Annotated in this window: 19 protein-coding genes; 7 read left to right on the top strand and 12 right to left on the bottom strand. The window is 75.1% G+C overall.

Going from position 1 to position 24,436, the window contains the following annotated elements; translation table 11 throughout:
• Positions 1–136 precede the first annotated feature (136 nt).
• From ettA to ACFCX4_RS18085, 3 genes are all read left to right on the top strand, one after another.
• Complete coding sequence (ettA, locus tag ACFCX4_RS18095; RefSeq protein WP_376143507.1) at positions 137–1,801, top strand: energy-dependent translational throttle protein EttA; 1,665 nt, start codon at positions 137–139, stop codon at positions 1,799–1,801.
• Positions 1,802–1,914: 113 nt separating this feature from the next.
• Complete coding sequence (locus ACFCX4_RS18090; protein ID WP_376143505.1) at positions 1,915–2,355, top strand: acyl-CoA thioesterase; 441 nt, start codon at positions 1,915–1,917, stop codon at positions 2,353–2,355.
• Positions 2,356–2,472: 117 nt separating this feature from the next.
• Entirely contained in the window at positions 2,473–3,171 is a 699-nt protein-coding gene (locus tag ACFCX4_RS18085) for a hypothetical protein (RefSeq protein ID WP_376143503.1), read from the top strand.
• Positions 3,172–3,234: 63 nt separating this feature from the next.
• Here ACFCX4_RS18085 and ACFCX4_RS18080 read toward each other — a convergent pair whose 3' ends face one another.
• From ACFCX4_RS18080 to ACFCX4_RS18035, 10 genes are all read right to left on the bottom strand, one after another.
• Positions 3,235–3,639, bottom strand: coding sequence for a globin (locus ACFCX4_RS18080; RefSeq protein ID WP_376143502.1), 405 nt, complete (start codon positions 3,637–3,639; stop codon positions 3,235–3,237).
• A 97-nt stretch (positions 3,640–3,736) separates the two neighbouring features.
• Entirely contained in the window at positions 3,737–4,909 is a 1,173-nt protein-coding gene (locus ACFCX4_RS18075) for an ABC transporter permease (RefSeq protein ID WP_376143500.1), read from the bottom strand.
• Positions 4,906–5,823 (bottom strand): ABC transporter ATP-binding protein, encoded by a 918-nt coding sequence (locus ACFCX4_RS18070; RefSeq protein WP_376143498.1) that lies wholly within the window; start codon positions 5,821–5,823, stop codon positions 4,906–4,908. The genes ACFCX4_RS18075 and ACFCX4_RS18070 overlap by 4 nt, the downstream gene beginning before the upstream one ends.
• A gap of 170 nt (positions 5,824–5,993) precedes the next feature.
• Entirely contained in the window at positions 5,994–7,208 is a 1,215-nt protein-coding gene (locus ACFCX4_RS18065) for an FHA domain-containing protein (protein WP_376143496.1), read from the bottom strand.
• A 139-nt stretch (positions 7,209–7,347) separates the two neighbouring features.
• On the bottom strand, positions 7,348–8,706 hold the full coding sequence (locus ACFCX4_RS18060; RefSeq protein WP_376143494.1) for a VWA domain-containing protein: 1,359 nt from the start codon (positions 8,704–8,706) through the stop codon (positions 7,348–7,350).
• A gap of 293 nt (positions 8,707–8,999) precedes the next feature.
• Positions 9,000–10,301 (bottom strand): PP2C family protein-serine/threonine phosphatase, encoded by a 1,302-nt coding sequence (locus ACFCX4_RS18055; protein WP_376143492.1) that lies wholly within the window; start codon positions 10,299–10,301, stop codon positions 9,000–9,002.
• Between the two features lie 3 nt (positions 10,302–10,304).
• On the bottom strand, positions 10,305–12,947 hold the full coding sequence (locus tag ACFCX4_RS18050) for a tetratricopeptide repeat protein (RefSeq protein ID WP_376143490.1): 2,643 nt from the start codon (positions 12,945–12,947) through the stop codon (positions 10,305–10,307).
• Positions 12,947–14,389 (bottom strand): hypothetical protein, encoded by a 1,443-nt coding sequence (locus ACFCX4_RS18045; protein ID WP_376143488.1) that lies wholly within the window; start codon positions 14,387–14,389, stop codon positions 12,947–12,949. The genes ACFCX4_RS18050 and ACFCX4_RS18045 overlap by 1 nt, the downstream gene beginning before the upstream one ends.
• A gap of 127 nt (positions 14,390–14,516) precedes the next feature.
• Entirely contained in the window at positions 14,517–15,527 is a 1,011-nt protein-coding gene (locus ACFCX4_RS18040; protein WP_376143486.1) for a glutamate ABC transporter substrate-binding protein, read from the bottom strand.
• 15 nt (positions 15,528–15,542) lie between these two features.
• Entirely contained in the window at positions 15,543–16,934 is a 1,392-nt protein-coding gene (locus ACFCX4_RS18035) for a hypothetical protein (RefSeq protein ID WP_376143484.1), read from the bottom strand.
• Positions 16,935–17,291: 357 nt separating this feature from the next.
• On the opposite strand from ACFCX4_RS18035, the gene ACFCX4_RS18030 reads away from it, so the two are divergent.
• Entirely contained in the window at positions 17,292–17,867 is a 576-nt protein-coding gene (locus ACFCX4_RS18030; RefSeq protein ID WP_376143482.1) for a nucleosidase, read from the top strand.
• Between the two features lie 249 nt (positions 17,868–18,116).
• Positions 18,117–19,613: a hypothetical protein gene (locus tag ACFCX4_RS18025; RefSeq protein WP_376143480.1), complete on the top strand. Its 1,497-nt coding sequence runs from the start codon at positions 18,117–18,119 to the stop codon at positions 19,611–19,613.
• Positions 19,614–19,750: 137 nt separating this feature from the next.
• On the opposite strand, the gene ACFCX4_RS18020 is transcribed toward ACFCX4_RS18025, so the two are convergent.
• Together ACFCX4_RS18020 and ACFCX4_RS18015 are read right to left on the bottom strand one after the other, a co-directional pair.
• Positions 19,751–20,707: a sigma-70 family RNA polymerase sigma factor gene (locus tag ACFCX4_RS18020; RefSeq protein WP_376143478.1), complete on the bottom strand. Its 957-nt coding sequence runs from the start codon at positions 20,705–20,707 to the stop codon at positions 19,751–19,753.
• A 243-nt stretch (positions 20,708–20,950) separates the two neighbouring features.
• Positions 20,951–21,571 carry a cysteine hydrolase family protein gene (locus tag ACFCX4_RS18015; RefSeq protein ID WP_376143476.1) on the bottom strand — a complete coding sequence of 207 codons (621 nt, stop codon included), beginning with the start codon at positions 21,569–21,571 and terminating at the stop codon, positions 20,951–20,953.
• 71 nt (positions 21,572–21,642) lie between these two features.
• Here ACFCX4_RS18015 and ACFCX4_RS18010 point away from each other — a divergent pair, with 71 nt between their 5' ends.
• Both ACFCX4_RS18010 and gltX read left to right on the top strand, forming a co-directional pair.
• Positions 21,643–22,605, top strand: a complete 963-nt coding sequence (locus ACFCX4_RS18010) for a GlxA family transcriptional regulator (RefSeq protein WP_376143474.1) — start codon at positions 21,643–21,645, stop codon at positions 22,603–22,605.
• A 398-nt stretch (positions 22,606–23,003) separates the two neighbouring features.
• Entirely contained in the window at positions 23,004–24,377 is a 1,374-nt protein-coding gene (gene gltX / locus ACFCX4_RS18005; protein ID WP_376143509.1) for a glutamate--tRNA ligase, read from the top strand.
• Positions 24,378–24,436: the final 59 nt, after the last annotated feature.

Genomic DNA, 24,436 nt, shown 5'->3' with positions numbered 1-24,436 from the left:
CTCCCCGCACCACGCGTGCGGGGAGCCGGGCCGCACCGCGTTCCGGGGGGAGGAGCCGTTCGGGGCTCGTGGTCCGGTGCGGCACAATGGAAGGCTGCAAGCCGAATTACTCCCGACGACGCCGGAGCGATCTCACGTGGCGGAATACATCTACACGATGCGCAAGGTGCGCAAGGCTCACGGAGACAAGGTCATCCTTGACGACGTGACGCTCAGCTTCCTCCCCGGAGCGAAGATCGGCGTCGTGGGCCCCAACGGTGCCGGTAAGTCCACCGTGCTGAAGATGATGGCCGGCCTGGAGCAGCCCTCCAACGGCGATGCCTTCCTCTCGCCCGGCTTCACCGTCGGCATGCTGCTCCAGGAGCCGCCGCTCGACGAGTCCAAGACGGTCCTGGAGAACGTCCAGGACGGCGTCAAGGAGATCAAGGGCAAGCTCGACCGCTTCAACGAGATCGCCGAGCTGATGGCGACCGACTACTCGGACGCGCTGCTCGACGAGATGGGCAAGCTCCAGGAGGAGCTCGACCACGCCGAGGCCTGGGACCTGGACGCCCAGCTCGAACAGGCCATGGACGCCCTGGGCTGCCCGCCCGGCGACTGGCCGGTCACCAAGCTCTCCGGTGGCGAGAAGCGCCGCGTCGCGCTCTGCAAGCTGCTGCTGGAGGCCCCCGACCTGCTGCTGCTCGACGAGCCCACCAACCACCTGGACGCCGAGTCGGTGAACTGGCTGGAGCAGCACCTGGAGAAGTACAAGGGCACCGTCGTCGCCGTCACCCACGACCGGTACTTCCTGGACAACGTCGCCCAGTGGATCCTGGAGCTCGACCGCGGCCGCGCCTACCCGTACGAGGGCAACTACTCCACCTACCTGGAGACCAAGCAGTCCCGTCTCAAGGTCGAGGGCCAGAAGGACGCCAAGCGCGCCAAGCGGCTCAAGGAAGAGCTGGAGTGGGTCCGCTCCAACGCCAAGGGCCGCCAGGCCAAGTCCAAGGCGCGTCTGGCCCGCTACGAGGAGATGGCCGCCGAGGCCGACAAGATGCGGAAGCTGGACTTCGAGGAGATCCAGATCCCGCCGGGCCCGCGTCTGGGCAGCGTCGTCATCGAGGTCGAGAACCTCAACAAGGCCTTCGGCGAGAAGATCCTGATCGACGACCTCAGCTTCACCCTGCCGCGCAACGGCATCGTCGGCATCATCGGCCCGAACGGCGCCGGCAAGACCACCCTGTTCAAGATGCTCCAGGACCTGGAGACCCCGGACAGCGGCACGGTCAAGGTCGGCGAGACGGTCAAGATCAGCTACGTCGACCAGACCCGCTCCAACATCGACCCGAAGAAGACCCTCTGGGAGGTCGTCTCCGACGGTCTGGACTGGATCAACGTCGGCCAGGTCGAGATGCCGTCCCGCGCCTATGTCTCGGCGTTCGGCTTCAAGGGCCCGGACCAGCAGAAGCCGGCCGGCGTGCTCTCCGGCGGTGAGCGCAACCGCCTGAACCTGGCGCTCACCCTGAAGCAGGGCGGCAACCTGCTGCTCCTCGACGAGCCGACCAACGACCTCGACGTCGAGACCCTCTCCTCGCTGGAGAACGCGCTGCTGGAGTTCCCCGGCTGCGCCGTGGTCATCTCCCACGACCGCTGGTTCCTGGACCGGGTCGCCACCCACATCCTCGCCTACGAGGGCGACAGCAAGTGGTTCTGGTTCGAGGGCAACTTCGAGTCGTACGAGAAGAACAAGATCGAGCGGCTGGGCGCCGACGCCGCCCGTCCGCACCGGGCCACCTACAAGAAGCTGACCCGAGGCTGACAGTCAGCCGTCACAGCGGCCCGGCAGGCCGCCCGCCCCGTGGGGGCCGGCCTGCCGGGCCGCGGCCCGACCGGCACGCACCGCCGGCGGGCCCCGGACGCCGAGGAGAACCCGTGGCACGCCACATCTACGCCTGCCCGCTGCGCTGGTCCGACATGGACGCCTTCGGGCACGTCAACAACGTGGTCTTCCTGCGCTACCTGGAGGAGGCCCGGATCGACTTCATGTTCACCCAGGCCGCCGAGGCCGGCGCGGGGGAGTTCGCGGGCGGCTCCGTGGTGGCCCGCCACGAGATCGACTACAAGCGCCCCCTGGTGCACCGGCCCGAGCCGGTCACCGTCGAGACCTGGGTGACCAGGATCGGCGGGGCCTCGTTGACGGTCTCGTACGAGATCAAGGACACCGCCGCGGACGGCACGGAGACGGTCTACGTCCGGGCGTCCACCGTCGTCGTCCCCTACGACCTGGCCGAGGGCCGGCCGCGCCGGATCAGCCAGGTGGAGCGGGAGTTCCTGGCGCGCTTCATGGACGGGGAGCCGGCCGTCGCGGCCTGACCGCCGCCCCCGGGGAGGTCCGCCGTGATTTCTCCGCCCGCGGTCCGGACGCTCCCGGATCCCGTTGCCCGCCCGCCCGATGCCCGCCCGCCCGATGTCCGGATGTGAGCCGAAGCGTTGAACAGCACTGCCGCCCTCGCCCTCGCCGAGCCCGGGGAGGCCGCCGACCTGGCCGCCTTCCTGGTCCGCCTGCTGCGCTTCGACAAGGCGGCGGTGGTCCGGCTGCAGGGCGTGCCGCGGCCGGACGGCCCAGGAGTGCTGGCGGTGTTCGGGCGGCTGCCGCTGGGCGGCTCCGGCGTGCTGGTGGTGCGCACCGCGGGCCTGTCCCGGCTCGACGCCCCGGTGGACCTGACGGTCTCGGCCGGTCAGCTGCTGGACGGCCTGGACGAGGCGGCGGGCACGGTCGCGCGGCCCGCCCCGGTGACCGGCCCGGCCTGGGCCGGGCTGCTGCCGCCGCGCACCGGCTGGCAGCCGGTCGGTGCCCCGCCGGCCGACCGGGTGCGCGCCGAAGTGACGGACGCCGTGCGGGAGTTCCGCGAGCGCAGTGAGGCCGTCCCGGGGCACCACCGGACCCGCGCGGTGCTCGACGCGCTGGCCGACGAGATCTGGTCGCGTCCGGTGACCGTGCTGCCCGAGCTGCCGCTGCGGGCCGCCCACGCGGCCCAGGTGATCGGCTTCCTGAACCCGCGGGCCCCGCTCGGGGTGCACCGGGCCGGGGGCTGGCTGCGGCTCTCCGCCCCGGCCGGGTCGGTGGCGCTGCGGACGGCGGCCGCGCCCGGCGCGGGGCTCGGGCTCAGCCCGGTCCGCCCTCGCTAGGCTTGCCCCGGGCCGCTTCCGGGCCCGGCGGCGAAGTCTCCCGGGCCCCGGGCAACGCTCCGGTCAGCCCTCGGTGTTGATCATCGAGGCGGCGGCGTAGGTGAGGTAGTCCCAGAGCCGGCGCTCGGCGTCCTCGGGCAGGTCCAGCTCGTCGACGGCGACCCGCATGTGCTTCAGCCAGGCGTCGTGCGCCGCCCGGTCGACCTTGAACGGCACGTGCCGCATCCGCAGCCGGGGGTGGCCGCGCTGCTCGCTGTACGTGCGGGGGCCGCCCCAGTACTGCATGAGGAAGAGCGCGAACCGCTCCTCGGCCGGACCGAGGTCCTCCTCCGGGTACATCGGCCGGAGCAACTCGTCCCCGGCGACGCCCTGGTAGAACCGGTGGACCAGCCGCCGGAAGGTCGGTTCGCCGCCGACCTGCTCGAAGAAGGTCTCCTCGCTGAGCGTGCCACGCCGGATCTCGTTCACCCGACCATGGTCGCAGACGGCGGCGGGGCCGTACACCGGGACCTGGGGACCAGGACCGGAGGTGTACGACCCCGCGCGGCGGCCGGGGCGGCGCGGCTCAGTCGTCCCAGCGGAACAGCTTCCAGGAGACGCCGGTCAGCACGGCGGCGAAGAGCAGCAGCGCGCCCATGGTCGGCAGCGCGTCCATGACGCCGCCGCCCCGGGAGAGCACCGACTGCGCCGAGTCGACCAGGTGCTTCAGCGGGAGCGCCTCGGAGACCGCCCTGAGCCAGGCGGGCATGTCGTTGGTCGGGAAGAACGAGCCGGACAGGAACGACATCGGCAGCACGATGATCTGGGAGAGGCCGTTGGCCGCCTCCTCCGTCCTGGCGATCGAGCCGGCCAGCAGTCCGATGGACATGAACGCGATGGTCGCGCAGACCACCAGCGGGATCACCAGCCACCAGTCGCCGGTGAGCCGCAGGCCGAAGAACGGCGTGGTCGCCACGACCAGGAAGACCGCGGTCTGGGCCAGTGCGGTCAGCACCGAGACGGCGACCCGGGAGGCCACGATGGAACCGGCGCTCACCGGGGCGAGCCGCAGCCGGCGCAGCACCTTCTTCTGCCGCCAGCCGACCAGGGTCAGCGAGGCGCTGAACACCGCGCCGGTGGCGACCGCCCAGCCGAGCAGGCCGGGGGTGAGGAACTGGATCGGCTTGAGCGACTCGTCCTCCACCCGGGCGCTCTCCACGGTGAACGTCGGGGGCGTGCCGCTGGCCGCCTGGTTGGCCTGCTGGACGACCGAGTTGACGATGCCCTGGACGGAGCCGGCCCGGACCTGGTCGGCGGCGCTGTAGCGCACCACGACCCGGCCGTCCGGCCCCTCCTTGATCACGGCGTCGAGGTCGCCCTTGCGGACCTTCTCCAGCGCGGCGGCCTCGTCGTCGGTCCTGGTGATGGTCAGCACCTGTTCGAGCCCGGTTCGGGCCTCGCCCTGCACCGAGTCCAGCAGCCGGACGGCGCCGACCTGTTCCACCTTGGCGTGCGGGCTGGAGGCGCCCTTGAGGAGGGTCCCGAAGAGCAGCAGGAACATCAGCGGGAAGAGCAGCACGAAGAAGAGCGCGCTGCGGTCCCGGAGGAAGGCGACCAGCATCACCCGGGAGAGGCTGACGAAGGCGGAGACCCGCTCGCGCTCCGCGGGGGCGGGGGCCGGGGCGGGGGCCGGGGCCGGGCCGTCCGGCGCGGGGCGCTGCCCCGGCACGGAGCCGGTGGCGGTGGGCTCGGTGGTCATGCGCGGTACTCCCGTCCGGTGAGCTGGAGGAAGACGTCCTCCAGGGTGGCGCCGCGGACCTCCAGGCCGCGCAGGGCGCCCCGTTCGGCCAGCACGGAGAGCACCGGCGCCGGCAGCCGGGTGGAGAGCGAGAGCGAGACGCCGTCGTCCTCCAGCGAGGTGATCTCCGCCCCGGCGGCGGCGAACAGTTCGCGCGCGGCGTCCAGGGCCAGCAGGCCGGACTCGACGCTGATCCGGACGGTGTCGTCGATCTCGCGGACCAGTGCGGCGGGCGCGCCGGTGCGCAGGATCCGGCCGTGGTCCATCACCGAGACGCGGTCGCAGAGCACCTCGGCCTCGTCGAGGTAGTGGGTGGTCAGCACGACGGTGCGGCCCTCGGCGTTGATGTCGCGCAGCAGGTCCCAGAGGTTGCGGCGGGCCTGCGGGTCGAGCCCGGTGGTGGGCTCGTCGAGGAAGACCAGCTCCGGGCCGTGCACCAGCGCGCAGGCGATGGAGAGGCGCTGGGCCTGGCCGCCGGACATCCTGTCGGTCATCACCCCGGCGGACTCGGTCAGGCCGACCCGCTCCAGCATCGCGTCGGCCCGCCTGGGGCCGACGCCGTAGAGGGAGCCGAAGGTGCGGATGGTCTCCCGCGCCGTGAGCTTGTTGAAGAAGGCGGAGGCCTGGAACTGGACGCCGATGCGCGGCAGCAGTTTCGGGTTGCGCGGCCAGGGTGCCAGGCCGAGCAGTTCGATCCGGCCCTCGTCGGGCTTGCGGATCCCCTCCAGGATCTCCAGCGTGGTGGTCTTCCCGGCGCCGTTGGGCCCCAGGATTCCGTAGAATTCGCCGGCCTCGACGGTGAGCGACACCCCGTCGACGGCCTGCACGTCCCCGTACCGCTGACGGATTCCGTCGGCGGATATAGCAGCAGTCATAGCGACCGAGCGTAGGGGCGGCAGGCCGCCGTGTGGAGTTGTCTGAGCATCATTTGATGATCATTTTTACAACGGTGTCGATGACGCCGGCACCGCCGCTTCCGGTGACCCACCGGCACCGCCGCTTCCGGTGACCCACCGGCACCGCCGCTTCCGGTGGGTCCCGTGCGTCAGGCGCGGTGCACGGTGATGGTGGTCCAGGCGCCGATGTGGATCCGGTCGCCGTCGTTCAGCGGGATCGCGGTGTGCGGGGACACCGGGTCGGCGCCGCCGTTCACCGTGGTGCCGTTGGTGGAGTCCTGGTCGACCAGCACCCAGCTGCCGTCCGGCTGCTCCGCCAGCAGGGCGTGCTGGTGCGAGGCGCCCGGGTCCTCCGGCGCGACCGAGAGGTCGATCTCCGGCACCGTGCCGCGGTGCTGGCTGCGCCGGCCGATCCGCAGCTGGCCGCGCCCGGTCAGCGGGATCCGCCGCTCGGGGCAGTACGGCGGGAAGAACAGCCCGGACGCCTCCGGGCCGCTGCGGGTCATCATCGCGGTGAAGTAGTCGCGGTCGGCCGCGATCACCGCGAACCAGGTGGTCCGGACCGGCTCGGCGGGCGGTCCCTGCGGCTCGGCCGGCTGCGCGGCCACCGGCGGGGCCAGGTTGAAGGAGGTGCCGAACTCGTCCCCGCGCCGGGCCGGGCCGGGCTGGGCGTAGACCGGGCCGGAGTCCTCGCGCGGCGGCAGCGGCTGGTACGGCGCGTCGGGCAGCGGCTCCGGGTGGCCGGGGTGGCCGGGGTGCCCCTGGTACCCGCCGGGCTGTCCGTAGGCGGACGGGGCCTCGGGGTGCCCGTAGGGGGCCGGGGCCTCGGGCTGCCCGTACGGCGACGGGGCCCCTTCCGGCGCGGGGGCGTGCTGTGCGTAGGCGGGCTGCGGGTAGCCGTAGCCGCCCGGCGCGGTGGGCTGCGGCGGCAGCGGCGGGGCGGCGGGGGGCTGCGGGGGCGCCGGCGGTGCCTGGTGCTCCGGAGCCCCGCCGTACGCGGCCGGGATGTTCAGCGGCGCGGGCCCGGCCTGCTGGGGGTGGGCGGGGAAGGGCTGCGGGGCGCGCTGCGGTGCGGACAGGTCGTAGTCGTAACCGCACTCCTCGCAGAACCGTCCGGTCTGCGGGCTGCGGCAGATCGGGCAGACCGCCAGGCCCTCGGTGAGGTCGGGGAACCCCTGCGGGCCGGGCGGCGGGGGCGGCACCGCGCCGGGCGGGGGCACCGCCCCGGGGTGCGGCAGCGCGCCCGGGGGGAGCGTGGACCCGTACGGCGCCCCGGGAGCGCCGGGTGCGCCGTGCGCCCCCGGGGCACCGTGCGCGCCGGGCGGCGCGCCGTGGTGCTGCGGCTGCGGCTGCGGTGGTGTCATCGGAAAACCGCAGAAGTCGCACCAGTCCTCGGCCTGCGACTCATGGCCCCTCGGGCAGATCGGCATCAGGTCCCCCCTCAATTCCAGCCCGGCCGGGGCCGGGCCCGGCCGGTTCGCGGCCCGGACGGTGCCTCGGCGGTCACTTCTTCACACGGACGGTCTTGGTGGACCGGGTCTCGATGATCATCGAGTCGGCCTCGCTCACGTTCTTACGGAACCGAACGGTACCCTCCTTCGGGTCCACCACGTCCACCACCTTCTGCAGCAGCCGGTACGTGCCCTCGTTCCCGGTCGCGTGGGCGATCCGGACGGCGGCGCCGAGCCTGGCGGTGGCCCGGTGGACGTCCCCCGCGCGGTGCGCCTCCATGCCCTCCTGGACGGCCGCGGCGAGCTCCGCCTGGCCGGTGTAGTGGGCGACCTGCGGGCTGATCCGGGTGGACGAGGCGAGGTCGTCCGTCCAGACCGCCTTGACCAGGCCCTGCGACAGCACCTCGGGCGTCCCCCCGGAGACGGACGGCGGCAGGACCAGACTCACCCGGGCGGCGAGCATCTCGTTGCCGACGGCCGAGGCGGGGACCTCCACGCAGACGTGGTAGTCGCGGCTCTCGTCGCCCCACGAGCCGGTCGGGTAGTCGCCGGCCCGCGGCCCGGCCTCGGCCCGGCGGCCGGTGAGGTCCTCCAGCGCGGGGGCGACCTGCTTGACGAACTTGACCACCGCGTTGGCGGGCGTCCAGATCCGCAGGGCGACGTCGGCGACCTGCTTGCCCATCGCGCCGGCCATCATCGAGCGGAAGTCCTCGGCCAGGCCGGACGGCTCGGGGACGATGTCGACGGTGCCGAGCAGGGCGGAGGAGATCTTGCGCAGCTCGCCGACCTTCCAGTCGGTGCCGACGCCCCGGCAGTCGGCGGTGAAGTGGCCGGTGACCCGGCCGATCGCGCGTTCCAGCTCGGCGGCGGTCTCGTGCTCGTTGTTGCCGTCGGTCAGCAGGATGGCGTGCCGGATCGGGATGTCGCGGCGCGTCAGGAAGAGCTGGTCGGCCCTGGTCAGCCAGCTGCCCATGGCGGTGCCGCCGGCCGCGGTGAGCCGGCGCAGCGACTCCTTGGCGCGGGCGCGGGTGTCCGCGGAGGCGACGGCGAGGGTGCCGTCGCCGGGGAAGATCTCCTTGGCCTCGTGGGTGCCCGCGACGACGGCGAAGGCGACGCCGTCGCGGACGGTGTCGATGGCGGCGGCGGTCGCCTCGCGGGCACCGCGCAGCTTGCTCGACGGGTAGTCCATCGATCCGGAGCAGTCCACCAGGATCACCACGGCGGCGCCCTGCCCGTCGCCGCCGCCCGCCGCGGCGTCGGTGACGCCGAGCGGCCGGCCGCCGGAGGTGCCGCCGCCGGTCGCGGTGACGGTGATGATGGCGTTCACCTCGCGGGCGCCGTCCGCGAGGTACTCGTTCTGGAAGATGTCCACGTCGAACCTGGGCAGGTTCGGCTTCGCCAGTGTTGCCATGGGCCGGTGGCTCCCGTCGGATGGTCGGTTGGTGCGGGGGCTGTGCTCGGTGGGTGGCGGTGCTCGGTGGCGGCCGTGCTCCGGGTGGCCCGCCACCGGGGCGGCGGGCGGTGCGGGTGGTACGGGGCGGGTGGTGCGGTGCGGACGCCACGGGGCCGCCGGCCGCGCCGGCGGGGCGCGCGCCGGCGGGGCGCGGGCCCGGGAGCGTCCGGCCGGTGGTGGGACCGGTCCGGGCCGGGCGTGGCCCGGACCGGTCGGCGGTCGGTTCCGGTCGGTGGTCCGGACCGGTGGGGTCAGCGGGCCGGGGGCACGGTCGGGCGGGGCGGGGCCGCGGGCGGCGGCGGGGGGAGCGGGGGCAGCGGTGCGGCGGGCGAGCCGATCACCGGGATGTCCGGCAGGGTCGGGTCGTACTCCTCCTCGTCCGCCCCGGGGGCCCCGGACGCGGTGATCACCGGGAGGTCGAGCGCGGTGGCGGTGCGGGCGTCCTCCTCGTCCGCCGGGGGCGGGTCGATCGGCAGCACGGCGACCGTGATGTTGTCGTGCCCGCCGGCCGCGACGGCGAACTTCACCAGGCTCTGGGCGGCCGCCAGCGGCTCGGTGCGGGCGTCCGGCCGGACGTAGTACGCCAGGTCGGTGGCCGCCTCGGCGTAGTTCCACAGCCCGTCGGTGCAGACCAGCAGCACCCCGGGGCAGTGCGGGGTGAAGTCGACGACGTGCGGCACGACCTCCTCGGCGTCCGCGCCGAGCCAGCCGGTGATGGCGTGGGCCCGCGGGTCCGCGTACGCCTCGGCCTCGCCCATCAGTCCGGCCTCGACCATCCGGGCGGCCCAGGAGTCGTCCTGGGTGAGCCGGAACGGCACGGCCGAGGTCCGGTCGTCGGGGATCCAGTAGGCCCGGGTGTCCCCGACCCAGCCGATGGTGATCCGGCCGCCGGCCGCGATGGCGCTGACGTAGGTGCAGGCGGGCGCGTTGACGTCGGGCCGGACCGGCCGGGTGCCGTCGGTGGCGAGGGCGGCCACCGCGTCGGCGGCGTCGGCGATCGCCCGGTGCATCGCGGCGCCCGCGCCGGCGCCGGACTCCAGGGAGCTGAGGAGCGACTCGGAGGCGGCGTCGACCGCGGTCTCGGAGGCCTGGTCGGGCCGGTCGGAGGAGGAGACGCCGTCGCAGACCACGGCCACCACGACCGGCTCGCCGCCGGGCAGCGAGGTGGCGGCGACGGTGAAGGAGTCCTCGTTGCGGTGGTGCCGCACACCGCGGTCGCTGACCCCGGCCACTCCGGCCAGCGCCTTCTCCATGTGGTCGCGGGGGCGCGGCTGGGCGCCGCCGCAGCCCTCGCAGTAGCCGTCGGCGGTCACCTGGTGGAGCCCGCAGTGCACGCACGCGGCGGTGCTCTGCGCGCCCTGGGCGGGCACGGTCGGCGTGTTGGGCAGGGTCGGCGGGTGGTCCCCGTCACCGCCGGCCCGGGCGGCGGACCAGCCGGCCGGCATCGCGCCGGCGGCGGGCCGGCCGTCCCGGCTCGCACCGCAGGAGCCGCAGAAGACGTCCTCCGGGTCCATCGGCTCGGCACAGCTCTGGCACACGGTCTGCTGCGGCATCTCTTACACCCACGTCCTGGGACGGGCGCGGTTGGCCCGTTCCACCATCTCGATCCTTGTTTCGGCCCGGTCGGCCAACCGGGCGAGCACCCGGTAGGACTGCTCCAGGGCGAACCGCAGTTCCCGTTCCACCGCGGGCCGTCCCAGCACGCTGACCTGCCCGGCCGGCCCGTCGGGGCCGCCCGTGCCGGGGGATCCGGCGCGCACCCAGCCGAGCGCCGCGCCGAGCACCTCGACGGCGAGTTCCTCGCGGCGGCGGTCGTCCAGGCGCAGCGCGGTCAGCTGCTCGGAGCTCGCGCCGAGGTCGGCGCCGAGCGGGTCGGTGGCGGGCCGCTCGCGCAGCCGGGCCCGGACGGCGGCGATCCGGGCGGCGGTGTACTGGCTGGAGGTGGCCGGGACGGACTCCAGGACGGCGACCGCGCCGGTCCGGTCGTCCGCGGCGAGCCGGACCCGGGCCAGCCCGAAGGCGGCGCTCAGGTAGCTCTGGTCGGTGCTCCACACCAGGCGGTAGAACTCGGCCGCGTCGCCCCCGTCGCCGAGGAGCTCGGCGCAGACGGCGAGCGCCAGCTTGGGCGCGGCCTCGCCGGGGAAGGCGTCGTAGACGGCGTCGAAGGCCTCGGCGGCGGCGCGCAGCGCCTGCTCGCGCGGCTCCGCCGGACCGCTTCCGCCCGCGCCCGTGCCGGCCCCGGTGTCCGCGCCGGCGTCCGGGTCGGCGGCGGCCACCAGGGAGGCCAGGCCGCGGTACCAGATGACCCGCCAGTCCTCGGGGTGGTCCCGCTCCAGCGCGGCCAGCGCCTCGGCGGACTGCCGTCCGTGGCCGAGTTCGAGCAGCGCGCGCAGGGCCCGCAGCCGGCGTTCGACGGAATCGGTGGGCGCGCCGTCGAGGGCGGCGAGCGCCTCCGCGGGGTCGGTGGCCAGCAGGGCGGCCAGGAAGCCGGCGTTCGGGTCGGCCGGGTCGACCCGGGGGACGGGCAGTGCGAGGGCGGCGGCGGCCGGGTCGACGGCGGCCAGCCGCAGTTCGCCGGACCACTCGGTGGGTGCCACCAACTCGGTGTCGACCACGCGCAGTTCGGGGCCGAAGAGGGTGGAGGGAGCGGGCCGGGCCCGGCCGTCCTGGAGCGCCAGCACCTCGCGCAGCACACCGGTGAGCTGGTCGGCCATCTCCTCGGCGGAGCCGAACCTGCGGGCCGGGTCGGGGTCGGTGGCGCGGACCAGCAGGCGGTAGTAGGACTCGTAGGCGGCGAAGACCGGGACGGCCTCCGGGCCGGGCAGGGTGTCCCGGTGGGTGGTGGAGTACCCCTGGAAGTCGAAGGTGAGGACGGCGAGGGTGCGGGCCACCGTGTAGAGGTCGGAGGCGGGGGAGGGGCCGTCGACGGCGATCTCCGGGGCCTGGTAGCCGATGGTGCCGTAGATCGGGCCGTCGTCGTCGAAGCGGCGGACGGCGCCCATGTCGATGATCTTGAGCGCGTCCCCGCTCTGGATCACGTTGTCGATCTTGAAGTCGCAGTAGATCAGCCCGCGGTTGTGCAGGTAGCCCAGCGCGGGCAGTGCCTCCAGCGCGTACGCGATCGCCTGCTCGACCGGCAGCGGATCGCGCCGGCCCGCCGGCCCGCGACGCTCGTTGGCGATGTCCTTGAGGGACTTGCCGCCGACGTACTCCATCACGATGTAGCCGTCGGTGGCGCCGGTGCGCAGGTCCGGGTGCTCGGCGAAGTTGATGATGCGCACGATGTTCGGGTGGTCCACCTCGGCCAGGAACCGCCGCTCGGCGACGGCCACCGCGAGCGCGTCCTCGTCCCCGGTGTCCAGCAGGCCCTTGAGCACGACCCACTTGTCGTTGACCCGCCGGTCGATCGCCAGGTAGATCCAGCCGAGGCCGCCGTGCGCCAGGCAGCCCACCACCTCGTACTGCCCGCCGACCAGGTCGCCCCGGCGCAGCTTGGGGGTGAAGGAGTACGGCGTGCCGCACTTGGTGCAGAAGCCGTCCGGGCGGCCCGGCTTGCCGTTGCGGTCCCGGCCCACCGGGGTGTCGCACTTGGAGCAGTACCGCTTGCGCTCCGGCACCTCCGGGTTCTCCAGCACCGCCTGCGCCGGATCGGCGTCCGGGACGGTCGGCACCGTCACCAGGCCCGCGCCGAGCCGGTGGCGGCCGGCGGTGACGCTGCCGCGGCTGCTGCGCACCGAGACCGAACGGCCGCTGCCGGTGCGGGTCGAGCGGTGCGAGCGGGAGCGGCCGGACAGCGAGCGCGAGGAGGCGCTGCGGGCCGAGCCGGTGCGGGCCGAGGGGATCCCGGCGGAGCCGGTGACGGGCAGGCCGGTCTCCGGGTCGAAGGAGATCTCCAGGGTGGAGCTGTACGCCGCCGGGCGCGGGGCCGGTGCGTCGGGCGGGGTGAGTCCGCACTCGTCGCAGTAGCCGTCGGCGTCGATCGTCCCGGAGCAGTCGCGCGGGCAGGGGTTCCCCGCGGCCGCGCCGGCCGGAGCCGCCGCGGGGCCGGCGGGAGCGCCCGCGCCGCCCGCGGACGCCGGGCCGGCGGCGGCCTTCACCGACGAGGTGCCCACCGGGGCGAGTCCGCACTCGTCGCAGTAGCCGTCCGCGTCGATCGTCCCGGCGCCGCCGCACTCCGGCCGCGCACACGTCTCGCCCATCACCCTCGGCCCCCCTGTACCCGTCCGTCGAAAGCCTGTCCGTCGACCGGCTCCCCGCCGGCCCACGCCCCGCCCTGCTCCGTGCCGCCCTGCTCCGTGCCGTCCTGCTCCGTGCCGTCCTGCTCCGTGCCGTTCTGCACCGGCCCGCCCTGTGCCGCCGGCCGCAGCGCCTGCTGGAACCGGGCCACCGCGGCGGCGGCCGCCCGCAGGTCGCACGGCGCGCTCCAGAGCAGCCAGCGCGCCTTCTCGTACCGCTCCACCACTTCCGGGTCCTCGGCCACCCGCATCCGGGCCGCCATCGCCTTGTACGCGTCCAGGCGTCCGCGCAGCTCGGCCCGGACGGCCAGCGGCTGGGTCACCTCGGTGAGCGAGTGCCGGGCCCGGGCCAGCTCCTTGGCGGCCGCGTCCTCCAGCGCGTCCAGCAGCGGTGCCAGCCGGTACCACTGGCCGTTCTGCCGCAGGTCCAGCGCCACCACGATCCGTTCGCGCAGCGCCGAGGCCGGGCCCGGGACGGCGGGCACCTCGGTGGCGGCGATCTTGGCCAGCACCTCGCCGCGCGCCCGGCGGGCCTCCGCCAGCGTGGCGTCGGCCCGCTGCAGCAGGTCGCCGACGCCCTGCAACCGCTCCTCGGCGTCGTCGCGCAGCCGCAGCAGGTTCTCCAGCTCCAGCCGGACGGCGTCCAGTGCCCGCCCGGCCAGGTCGAACCGCTCGGTGTCGACCACCCCGGACGGCGTGGCGAGCGCGCCGCCGTCCGGCACGGTGCCGCGCTGCGCCGGGACGCGGGCCGGCCGCCACAGCGCCAGCGGGTCGTTGCGCACCTCGGTCCGCAGGCCGTTCAGATCGGCGTCCAGCGCGTCCAGGTCGTCACCGATCGGGTGCGTGCCGGCGCGCACGCCGAGCGAGTGCGCCAGTGTCTGCACCCGGCGGAGCTCGGCGATCAGCAGGTCGATCCGGGCGGGCAGCGCCGTCCAGACCGCGTCGGCCGCCGAGACGACCTCCAGGACGGTGGCGTACCAGGCGTTCATCCGTTCCATCAGCCCGTCCAGGCTGATCCGCTCGACCAGCCGGGCCGGCGCGCCGAGGCGCTGCGGGCCGTCCGGCGCGCCCCCGGGCACGGTGACCGCGTCGCCGGTCAGCAGCTCGCTCAGCTCGGCGAGTTCGGGGCCGCCCGGCCTGGCCTTCCGGGCCCGCACCGCGCGGGCCGAGGCGAGCGCCTCCGAGTAGCGGTCGAACAGCGCCCAGAGCAGCGGCAGGCCCTGTCCGACGACGGACCAGCGCTCCTGGGTGCGGCCCGTCAGGGCGGCGCCGTCCAGCAGCCGCAGCCCCGGGTGGTCCTGGAGCGAGAGCAGCGCCGACTCGACCGCGTCGCGTTCCGCGCCGAGGCGCGCCAGCGCGCGGTCCACCTCCTCCCGGCTCAGCACCGGGCCGGCCGAAGCCGCCATCCTTCTCTCCCCTCCTCCGCCTGTTCCGCCACCTGCCCGGTTCCGTCCTCCCGGGGACCGTTCCCGGCCCCGGGGGCCGCCGGACCGACCCTAACGCCTGTCCCGGCCGTTCCTCCGGGCCCGGTGGTCACTGCGCCGACAGCGTGGACTGCGCCGTCGGCCAGTGCCGGTCGGCGTCGTCCCCCAGGTACGGCTTGAGCCACTGGTCGTACTGGCGGCGCCAGGTGCCGCTCGTGTAGTAGTCGTTGAGCACCTGGTTGACCCGGGCGGTCAGGTCGGTGCTGGTCCTCAGCATCGCGACGCCCATCACGCCCGGCCGGACCTCGTCGTTCACCACCCGGACGGTCTGGTCCTGCGCCGCCTGGCTGGCCGCGAGGACGTCGTCGGTCATCGTCGCGTCGACCTTGCCCAGCTGCATCAGCACCAGGCAGTCCAGGTTGTTCTCCGGGGTGACGACCTCCTTGACCGGACGGCCCTTCAGGTCCCCCAGCGAGGAGGAGCCGGCCGCGGCGCAGACCCGCGCGCCGTTGAGCGCCTCGTCGAGCGTCCTCGCCGGGTTGGACTTCGGCACCACGACCCGCTGGCTGGTCTTGAAGTACGGCCGGGAGAAGGCGATCTGCTCCATCCGGTCACAGGTGATCGACATGGTCCGGACGATGATGTCGACCCGGCCCTCCTGGATGAACCTGATCCGCTCGGCGGTCGGCACCGACTTGAGCACCACCTTGTCGGGGTCGCCCATGATCGCGGTGCCGATGGCCTTCGCGAGGTCGATGTCGAAGCCCTCCAGCTGGCCGGTGTTCGGGTTCCGGGAGCCCCACCGGTAGCTGTTCAGGTCGATGCCGACGACCAGGCTGCGGCGGGCCTTGATGGCCTTCACCGCGGGCCCGTCCTCGGTGCTCGCCGGGACGCTCCTGAAGAGGTCGCAGGGCTCCGCCTGTGCCGCCTGCGGAGCCTGGCCGGCCTGGGCCGGCCGGTCCTGGCGGGCCGCCGCGGGCACCGCGCCCGCCGCGCCGTCCCCCGGGCCGCCGGTGCCGAGCACCAGCGCGCCGGAGGCCAGCAGTGCCAGCGCCAGCGCCGTCCGGGCCGCCCGCGGCACGGCCGCCCGGCCGCGTCCCCGGTCCTTGATCGTGGTCATGTGGTCCGTCCCCCTCTACCGGTACTCGGCCAGTCGGCGGCCGAGGCCGCCCAGGGCCGCGGCGGCGGCCAGCAGACCCAGGGCCGCGATCGCCACGGCGGCGGTGCGCAGGTCCCCGTCGACGCCCACCGCCTCGGCCCGGAAGCGGTCCTCCTCGGTGCGGGCGGCCTCGGCGAGCCGCTGGTCCGCGGCGGAGAACGCGGCGTCGGAGGTCTTCGGCGCGTCCGCCGCCCGGGCGGTCACGGTGGCGTCCAGCGCCGCCTGGTAGTCGCCCTCGTTCTCCAGCTTGGCGGCCGCGGCGTGCCGGTCGCGCCACTGCCGGTAGTCGTCCACGGCCTGGCCGACCGCGGTGCGCGCGTCCGCCGGGGCCAGCTCCTGGGCCGTCGCCAGCGAGCCGGCCGGGGAGCGGCGCTTGTCGGTCTCGGTGTCGCCGGTGTACAGGTTCCGGGTGGTCGTCTGCCACAGCTCCGCGTAGGTGGCGCTGGAGCCGCGCGCGACGTAGTGCAGGTTCTCCGCGAGCCGGGCGGTCAGCACGTCCACCCGGGCCCGGTTGAGCGCCCGCAGCGGTGCCGCGCCCTCGCGTTCGCCGCGTCCGAGCGAGGAGTCGGCGCCGCTCGCGGCGGCGGTCAGCCAGAGCACCGCGGCGAGGACGGACGCGGTGGCTGCCAGCAGCCCGATGTTGAGGACCCGGTTGGTCCGCCGGAACAGCGACAGCTGCACCCAGGCGAGCGCCAGCAGGGCCACCAGGCCCAGCGCGTAGCCGGCCCACGGGGTGGTCCGGGCGTCCGCCAGGTCGGCGGCCAGCACGTCGTCCTGGGCGGACGACAGCTCGGCGGCGACCGGCAGCAGCTCGGCGCGCATCTGCTCGGAGGCGTACCGCTGGTAGGCGCCGCCGAGCGGGAACCCCTGCCGGTTGTACGACCGGGCGGTCTCCACCAGACCGGCGTACACCGGCACCTTCTGGTTGAGGGTGGAGAGCAGTCCCTGGAGCGCCGAGGACGAGGTGGTGCGGGCCGCGGCGTCGGAGATCAGCCGGGAGGCCGTCGCGAGGTCCTGCTCGTAGCGCTCCCGGACGGCCTTCGGCTCGGCGCCCGCCAGCAGGAAGCCGGTGGCCGCGGTGGCGTCCGCGTCGGCCAGGGCGCGGTTGATGTCGGCGGCGGCCTGGCTGAGCGGCTGACTGGAGCGGGTCACCCGCTCGGCCGCCGCGGCCCGGGCGTTCAGCTGGACGGCGGTCAGCGCGCCGAACGCGAGGGTCAGCACCGCGAGCAGCGCCCCGGCGAGCCGCAGCCGGCCCGGTGCCGTCCGGGCCGCCCGGCCCGGCCGGGCGACGGGCCCGCTCCGCACGCCCACCGCCCCCGTGCCGCCGGACCGCTGCGGTGCGGGCGCACCCGGCTTCTCGATACGCACCGGTGTCGCCACCAGCCTCCCCCTCCCCTGTGGCCCGCCCCTGTCGCCGGGGCCCGGCCGTTGCCAGCAGTATGGCCGTCACTTCCGGCGGCCACACCCGAGTTGCGCGGATCTTGAGCTGCTGTCCGTCCCCCGGCCTCCGGGACGGAGGGCGGGTCCGGCGTGGTGCCGTCCTGCTGTGTGCCGCCGGGCCGGTTCCCCCCGGGACGACGGCGGCGAACGGGTCGACGCGGCACGCACCCTACGCGGTTCCCGGGTCGTTCCGGAGGGTGGGGGTCCGGTTGTCCGGGGCGCACGCCCCGGGCGCTGGCGGTTCGTGCGCCGGTTCACGGGCCGGGCCCTCCGTACGATGGCGGCATGCGCCTTCTGGGAACGATCTCCGCCGACCGACCGCTGCTCGTCGTCGCCGTCCGGGAGGAGGCCGCCCACCTCGGCGACCGGCTCCCGGTGCTGCTCACCGGCATCGGCAAGGTCAACGCCGCCGTCGCGCTGGCCACCGTCCTCGCCCGGGGTCCGCACCCGTCCGAGGTGGTCAACCTCGGCACCGCCGGGGCCCTGCGGTCCGGCTGGGAGGGCACCCACACGGTCACCCAGGTGATCCAGCACGACCTCGACTCGCCGGCCCTGTTCGCCCTGACCGGCCGCACCTACGGGGCCCCGCTGGTCGTCGGCAAGGGCGACGGCCCGGTCCTGGCCACCGGCGACCTCTTCGTCTCCGACGCGGCGTCCCGCGACCGGCTCGCCGAGCACGCGGACCTCGTCGACATGGAGGGCTACGCCGTCGCCACCGTCGCCCACCGGGCCGGGCTGCCGGTCCGCCTGGTGAAGCACGTCAGCGACGAGGCGGGCGACGGCGCCGGCCACACCTGGCGGGAGTCCGTCGACGACTGCGCGCGCCACCTCGCCGACTGGCTGCACTCGCACAGCTGGTGACGGGTCGTCGGTCCGCCGCGCCCGTCACGTCGGCCGGACGACCGACGACACCGCCGCCCCCCGCGACCGGCCGCCCCGATCCGGAGGCGGTCGCGGTCGGTCGCCGGGGCCGCTCCCCGGCGGTACCGGCACCCGCCGACGGGGGCGGTTGGACGGTCTGCTGACGGACAGTGGAATACTCCCCCGCGCAGTACCCGGCGCCGCCCCGGTGGCGTCGGGTGTTTTTCATACAGGGGGAACAGAAAATTCATGTCATCGTCTGACAGAAATATTGGTCGCCGTCGCACCGTGCGCACCGCCAGGACGGCCCTCGGGGCCTCCGCGCTCACGCTGACGCTGCTCACCACCGCGGCCTGCGGGCCGGAGAACGGCTCGGCCGACTCCGCCGTGAACGCGGCTGCGGACGCCGCCCCGGGGACCGTCCCCGGCCTGCCGGCCAACCTCGACGACCTGAAGAAGTGGAAGTTCGAGGACTGGGAGAAGTGGGCGAAGGACTACGCCCTCCCGGCCGCCGCCAAGGGCTTCTGGACGCTCGACAAGCTGCTGAAGGCCAAGCCCCGGGAGCCGATCGCGCCGCCCGCCGTGCCGCCGGTCGCGCCGGCCCAGCCGTCGGCCGCCCCCGGTCAGCCGACCCCGCCGCCGACCCAGGCCCCGGCGCAGCCCGGTCAGCCGTCCGCGCCGGGTCAGCCGTCCGTACCGGGCGCGCCGTCCGTGCCCGCGGGCAAGCCGCCGGCGGGTCAGCCCACCCAGCCGGGGCACCCGACCCCGCCGCCGTCCGCGCCCGGGGCGCCGAAGCCGTCGAACACCCAGCAGCCGGCCTCGCAGGCCCCGGCCGCGCCGGTCCAGCCCTCGCAGGCCCCGGCGCAGCCCGCGCCGCCCTCGCAGGCTCCCGCCCAGCCGGCGCAGCCCGCTCAGCCCGCCGACAACGGCAACGACCCGCTGCCCAGGACCGTCAACGCCCAGCCGCTCCCGCACCCGTACACCAAGCTCGCGGTGCACGGGAAGCTGTTCGCCGACGCGCCGGGCAGCGGTGCCGAGGCCGCCGCCGGGCTGAGCCACTACCAGTGCTCGGCCACCGTGGTCGCCGACCCCGCCCACCCGGGCCGGAGCAACCTGGTGTGGACCGCCGGCCACTGCGTCCACCAGGGCAAGGGCGGCAAGTACTTCAGCAACATCTCCTTCATCCCGGCGTTCAACAGCAACGGCGCGCTGAGCGGCGGCAAGCAGGCCGAGGAGTCCCAGTACGCACCCCTCGGGATCTGGCCCGCCACCCAGGCGGTGACCTCCCCGCAGTGGAAGGCCGAGGGCGGCGACGGCGGCTCCCCGGCCACCCAGTACGACTTCGCGATCATCCGGGTGCAGCCCGGCGACGGCGCCAAGTCCCTGGAGGAGACGGTCGGCGGCTCGCTGCCGGTCTGGTTCAACGCCCCGCGCGACCAGCTGAACGTCACCGAGTACGGCTACCCGGCGGCCCCGCCGTTCGACGGCATGGAGCTCAACCGCTGCGAGAGCGGCAGGCCGACCCGGCTGTCCTACGACCCGGCCCGCCCGCCGATGCTCACCATCGGCTGCACCATGACCGGCGGCTCCAGCGGCGGCGGCTGGCTGGCCGTCAGGGACGGAAGGCCGGCGCTGGTCAGCAACGTCTCGGTCGGCAAGCACACCGGTGATCCGAAGTTCCAGGCCGGTCCGTACCTGGACGACGTCGCGGCCGGCGCGTACGACTTCATCGCGAAGAAGGGCTGAGACCCGGGCGGGCTCAGGCCCGCCGGGGCACGGCCGGCCGCCCCCGCGCACCCGTTCCTCGGTGTGCGGGGGCGGCCGTGTCCCGGGCCCGGTCCGAGCCGGCCGGGGAGGGGCGATCGGTCGCGCCGGGGGAGGCGTCAGTCCGCCGGGGGCCGGTCCGCGAACGCCCTCAGGTCCATGGCGGCCAGCCGGTCCGGATCGGTGAGCACGTCGATCGCCACGATCGCGCCGCCCGTCACGGTGAACGCCATGACCGACACCGGCCGTCCGTCGGCACCGATCACCACCGCGCCCGCCGCGCCGTTGACCAGCGCCGGCCGCGCGTACGGGGACAGGCCGCGGAACATGACCGCCTGGCCCGCGACCGTCCGTGCCCCGGTGAGCACCACCGGACGCCGGTCCCGGCCGGCCGAGCCATCCGCCCGCAGCACCACGTCCGGGTGGAGGACGGCGAGCAGCGCGTCGAGGTCCCCGGTGCGGGTGGCGGCGAAGAACGCGTCGACGGCCACCCGCTGCCGGGCGAGGTCCCGGTCCGGCGCGGGCGCCCGGCCCTGCACCCTGCGGCGGGCCCGGCTGGCCAGCTGACGGGTGGCGGGGGCGGTCCGCCCGATCAGCGGCGCGATCTCCTCGAACGGCACCGCGAACATGTCGTGCAGCACGAAGGACACCCGCTCGGCGGGCGACAGCGACTCCAGCACCACCATCAGCGCCAGGCCGACCGAGTCGGCGAGCAGCACCTCCTGCTCGGGGTCCGGCGCGTCCGCCCGTCCGATCAGCGGGTCCGGGATCCGCGGCGGCCCGCCCCCGGCGCCGGCTCCCTCGGCCCGCGCCTCGTAGGACTCCTCGCGCCGCCGGGCGCGCGAGCGGAGCTGGTTGAGGCAGACCCGCCCGGTCACCGTGGTCAGCCACCCGCCGAGGTTCTCCACCGCGGAGGTGTCGGCGCGGTCGTAGCGTAGCCAGGTGTCCTGGACGGCGTCCTCCGCCTCGGCGAGCGAGCCCAGCATCCGGTAGGCGACGGCGCGCAGGTGCGCCCGGTGCGCCTCGAACGGCTCCGCGCCCCCGGCCGGTCCGGCGTCCAGGATTCTCTCGTCCACCCGTGTCACGTTCCTTCGTCGCCGAGGTCGGAGCTCCGGAGCCACGGACCCGGTGGCCGCGGCGGAGGCCCGGCCCCCGGTCGGCGAAGGAGGGACGATCATCATGCCGGACGCGGCGGACCCGGGGGGCGGGCGGGGCGGAAGGACGGTGCGGGGCGGGTCGGACGGAGGAGGCGGGCGGCGACTGTCGGTGGCGGTCGGTGGCGGGCGCGGCCGGTGCGCCCGCCACCGGTGCCGGCCGGGTCAGGACCAGGCGACCGCGGTCGGCTCGCCGGTCTTCGCCGCCGTCACCACCGCCTCGGTGGTGACCACCTTGGCGAACCGCATCGCGTGCAGCACGGTGCCGGTGGCGCGGGTGAGTTCGGCGGCGGGAAGGGTCACGCCGTCCGGCCCGGTCATGTCGAAGGCGTGCATGGCGTCGAGCGGGAAGACCGTGTCGTAGCCCAGGTTGCCCGCCATCCGGGCGGTGGTCTCGTTGCACACGTTGGTGATGATCCCGCTGATCACCACCTGCCGGGCGCCCCGCTCCTGGAGCCAGGCGTGCAGGTCCGGGGTACCGTAGAAGGCGCTGTTCACCGTCTTGGTGACGTGCAGCGCGGGTTCGACCGCCGCCACGAAGTCCTTCAGCTCGTACCCGGGCGTGCCCGGCACCAGCGGGCCGCCGGTGGAGGCGTGCCGGACGACCACCACCGGCCGCCCGGTGGCCTGCCACACGTCGATCAGCTCGCCGATCCGCTGTTCGGCGTCGGGGTTGTCGCGCTCGCCCCAGTACGGGTCCTCGAAGCCCTTCTGGACGTCGATGACGACCAGGACGGCGTCGGTGTCGATGGTGAGCGGGGCGTCGAGGGCGCTGGTGTTCGTCATGCGTCCATGCTGCGGCGGGTGCCGGAACCGCCGTGAGTGGCGCCGCGGCCACCCGTCGCTACGATCCTGCCATGCGGACGGTGGGGTGCGTGATCTTCGACGGTGTCCGGCCGTTCGACTACGCGGTGATCGGCGAGGTCTGGGCGAACCGGGCGAGCCGCCCCGGCCTTCCCGCGTTCGACCTGCGGGTCTGCGGCCCGGCCGGTGCCAGGGTCCGGCTCGGCGGCGGGCTGGAGCGCGTCCCGGACTTCGGATTGGAGGCGCTGGCCGACTGCGACCTGGTCGTCGTGCCCGGCATGGAGCGGCTCGACGTGCCGGTCGACCCGGCCGTCCACGCCGCGCTGCGCACCGCCCACGGGCGCGGCGTCACCATCGCCTCGCTCTGCGCCGGTGCCTTCGTGCTCGCCGAGGCCGGTCTGCTGGACGGCCGCACCGCGACCACCCACTGGGCGGTCGCCGACCAGCTGGCCCGGCGTCACCCGGCGGTGGACGTCCGGCCCGAGGTGCTGTTCACCGGCGAGGGCCGGCTGTGGACCTCGGCCGGGGCGGCGGCCGGCATCGACCTCTGTCTGCACCTGGTCCGGGCCGCACACGGCGAACGGGCGGCCGCGGCCGTCGCCCGCGCGATGGTCACCGCGCCGTTCCGCTCGGGCGGCCAGGCCCAGTTCATCCCCTCGCCGGTGCCGGAGCCCACGGCCGCGGACGATCCGCTCGCCCGGGTCCGCACCGAGGTCCTGGCCGCCCTCGGCACCCCCTGGACGGTCCGCCGGATGGCCGCCCTGGCGGTGATGTCCGAACGCACCTTCGCCCGCCGGTTCGTCGCCGCCACCGGCACCACTCCGCTGCGCTGGCTCCTCGACCAGCGGATCCTCACCGCCCAGCGGCTCCTGGAGGACACCGACATCCCCGTCGACACCGTCGCCACCCGCTGCGGCTTCGCCTCCGCGGTCTCCCTGCGCCCGCCCTTCACCGCCCGGGTGGGCGTGCCGCCCCGCGAGTACCGGCGGACCTTCCGGGGGCGCGAGGCGGGCTGAGCCGCCCGGGGGCGGGCGTCGGGCTCGGGCGGTCCCGCCGCCCGGCGGCCCGGGGTGCCCCCGGCGCGGGCGGGGACGGGCGCGCCGCCTTCGAGCGCCGCGAGTGTCGGACGCGCCCCTTCGTCGCGCCCCTTCGTCGCGCCCGGCCGGGTCCCTGACCGGCCTCCCGGCCACGGCTCCGCCACCGGGAACCCCGGCGGCCCGGCGGCCCGGGAGGCGGTGGAGCGGGCGGGGAACGCGACCGTCCGGGACGCCGCCCGCCGCCGCCGCGGGGCGCCGTCCCGGGTGCCGGGCCGGGGTGCGGGTGCCCGGCACCCCCTCCCGGCCCGATACCCTTTGGTTCCATGACCGAGGTATCCCGTCCCGTCCGCGTCCGTTTCGCTCCGAGCCCCACCGGCATGTTCCACGTCGGCGGTGCCCGCTCGGCGCTGTACAACTGGGCGACGGCACGACAGCAGGGCGGTGTCTTCGTCCTGCGGATCGAGGACACCGACGCAGCCCGCAACAAGCCCGAGTGGACCGAGGGCATCATCAGCGCCCTCGCCGCGATCGGCATCCACGAGGGGGACCCGGGCTTCGAGGGCCCGTACTTCCAGTCCGCCAACGCCGACAGCCACCGCGCCGCCGCCGCCAGGCTGTACGGGGCCGGCCGGGCCTACTACTGCGACTGCACCCGCGAGCAGGTCGCCGAGCGCTCCGGCTCCGCCCAGACCGGCTACGACGGCTTCTGCCGCGAGCGGGGCCTGGAGTACGCCGAGGGCCGCGCGCTGCGCTTCCGCACCCCGGACGAGGGCTCCACCGTGGTGGTGGACCTCATCCGCGGCGAGCCGGCCTTCCCGAACTCCGCGATCGAGGACTTCGTGATCGCCCGCGGCGACGGCAGCCCGGTCTTCCTGCTCGCCAACGTCGTCGACGACCTGGAGCAGGGCGTCACGGAGGTCATCCGCGGCGAGGAGCACCTGTCGAACACCCCGAAGCAGCAGCTGCTGTGGGAGGCCCTCGGCGCCACCCCGCCGGTCTGGGCGCACCTGCCGGTGATCGTCAACGAGAAGCGGCAGAAGCTGTCCAAGCGCCGCGACAAGGTGGCGCTGGAGGACTACCTGGCCGAGGGCTACCTGCCCGAGGCGATGGTGAACTACCTGATGCTGCTGGGCTGGGGCCCGAAGGACGACATCGAGATCCGCCCGTACGACGAGCTGGAGCGGCTGTTCCGGGTCGAGGACGTCAACGCGGCCTCCGCCTTCTTCGACGTCGCGAAGCTGCGCTCGTTCAACGGCGAGTACATCCGCGCCCTGACGGTGGACGCGTTCGTCGCGGCCTGCGCCCCCTACCTGGCCGCCGGCCGCGCGCCGTGGCCGGCCGAGTCCTTCGACGAGAAGGCCTTCGCCGAGCTGGCCCCGCTCGCGCAGTCCCGCATCGCGGTGCTGGGCGAGATCGTCGAGCAGGTCGACTTCCTGTTCCTGGCCGAGCCGGTCCAGGACGAGGCGTCCTGGACGAAGGCGATGAAGAACAAGGACGTCGCGCTGGCCCTGCTGCGCACCGCCCGCGAGAAGCTCGCCGTGCTGGAGCCCTTCGGGGCCGCCGCGCTGAAGGAGGCGCTGGAGGCCGTCGCCGCCGAGCACGGGCTGAAGCTCGGCAAGGCTCAGGCCCCGATCCGGGTCGCGGTCACCGGTCGCACGGTCGGCCTGCCGCTGTTCGAGTCGCTGGAGGTGCTGGGCCGCGAGCGGACCCTGGCCCGTCTGGACGCGGCGGCGGAGCGTCTGGCCGTCTGACGGAAACGCCGCTCCGAGGGCCGCACCCCCCCCACCCGGGGGGGGGGCGGGGGCCCCCC

This window comes from Kitasatospora sp. NPDC056327 (genome assembly GCF_042261735.1).
Taxonomy (GTDB): domain Bacteria; phylum Actinomycetota; class Actinomycetes; order Streptomycetales; family Streptomycetaceae; genus Kitasatospora.
Note: the sequence above shows the minus strand (reverse complement) of the source record. Positions and strands in the feature narration are given on the sequence as shown.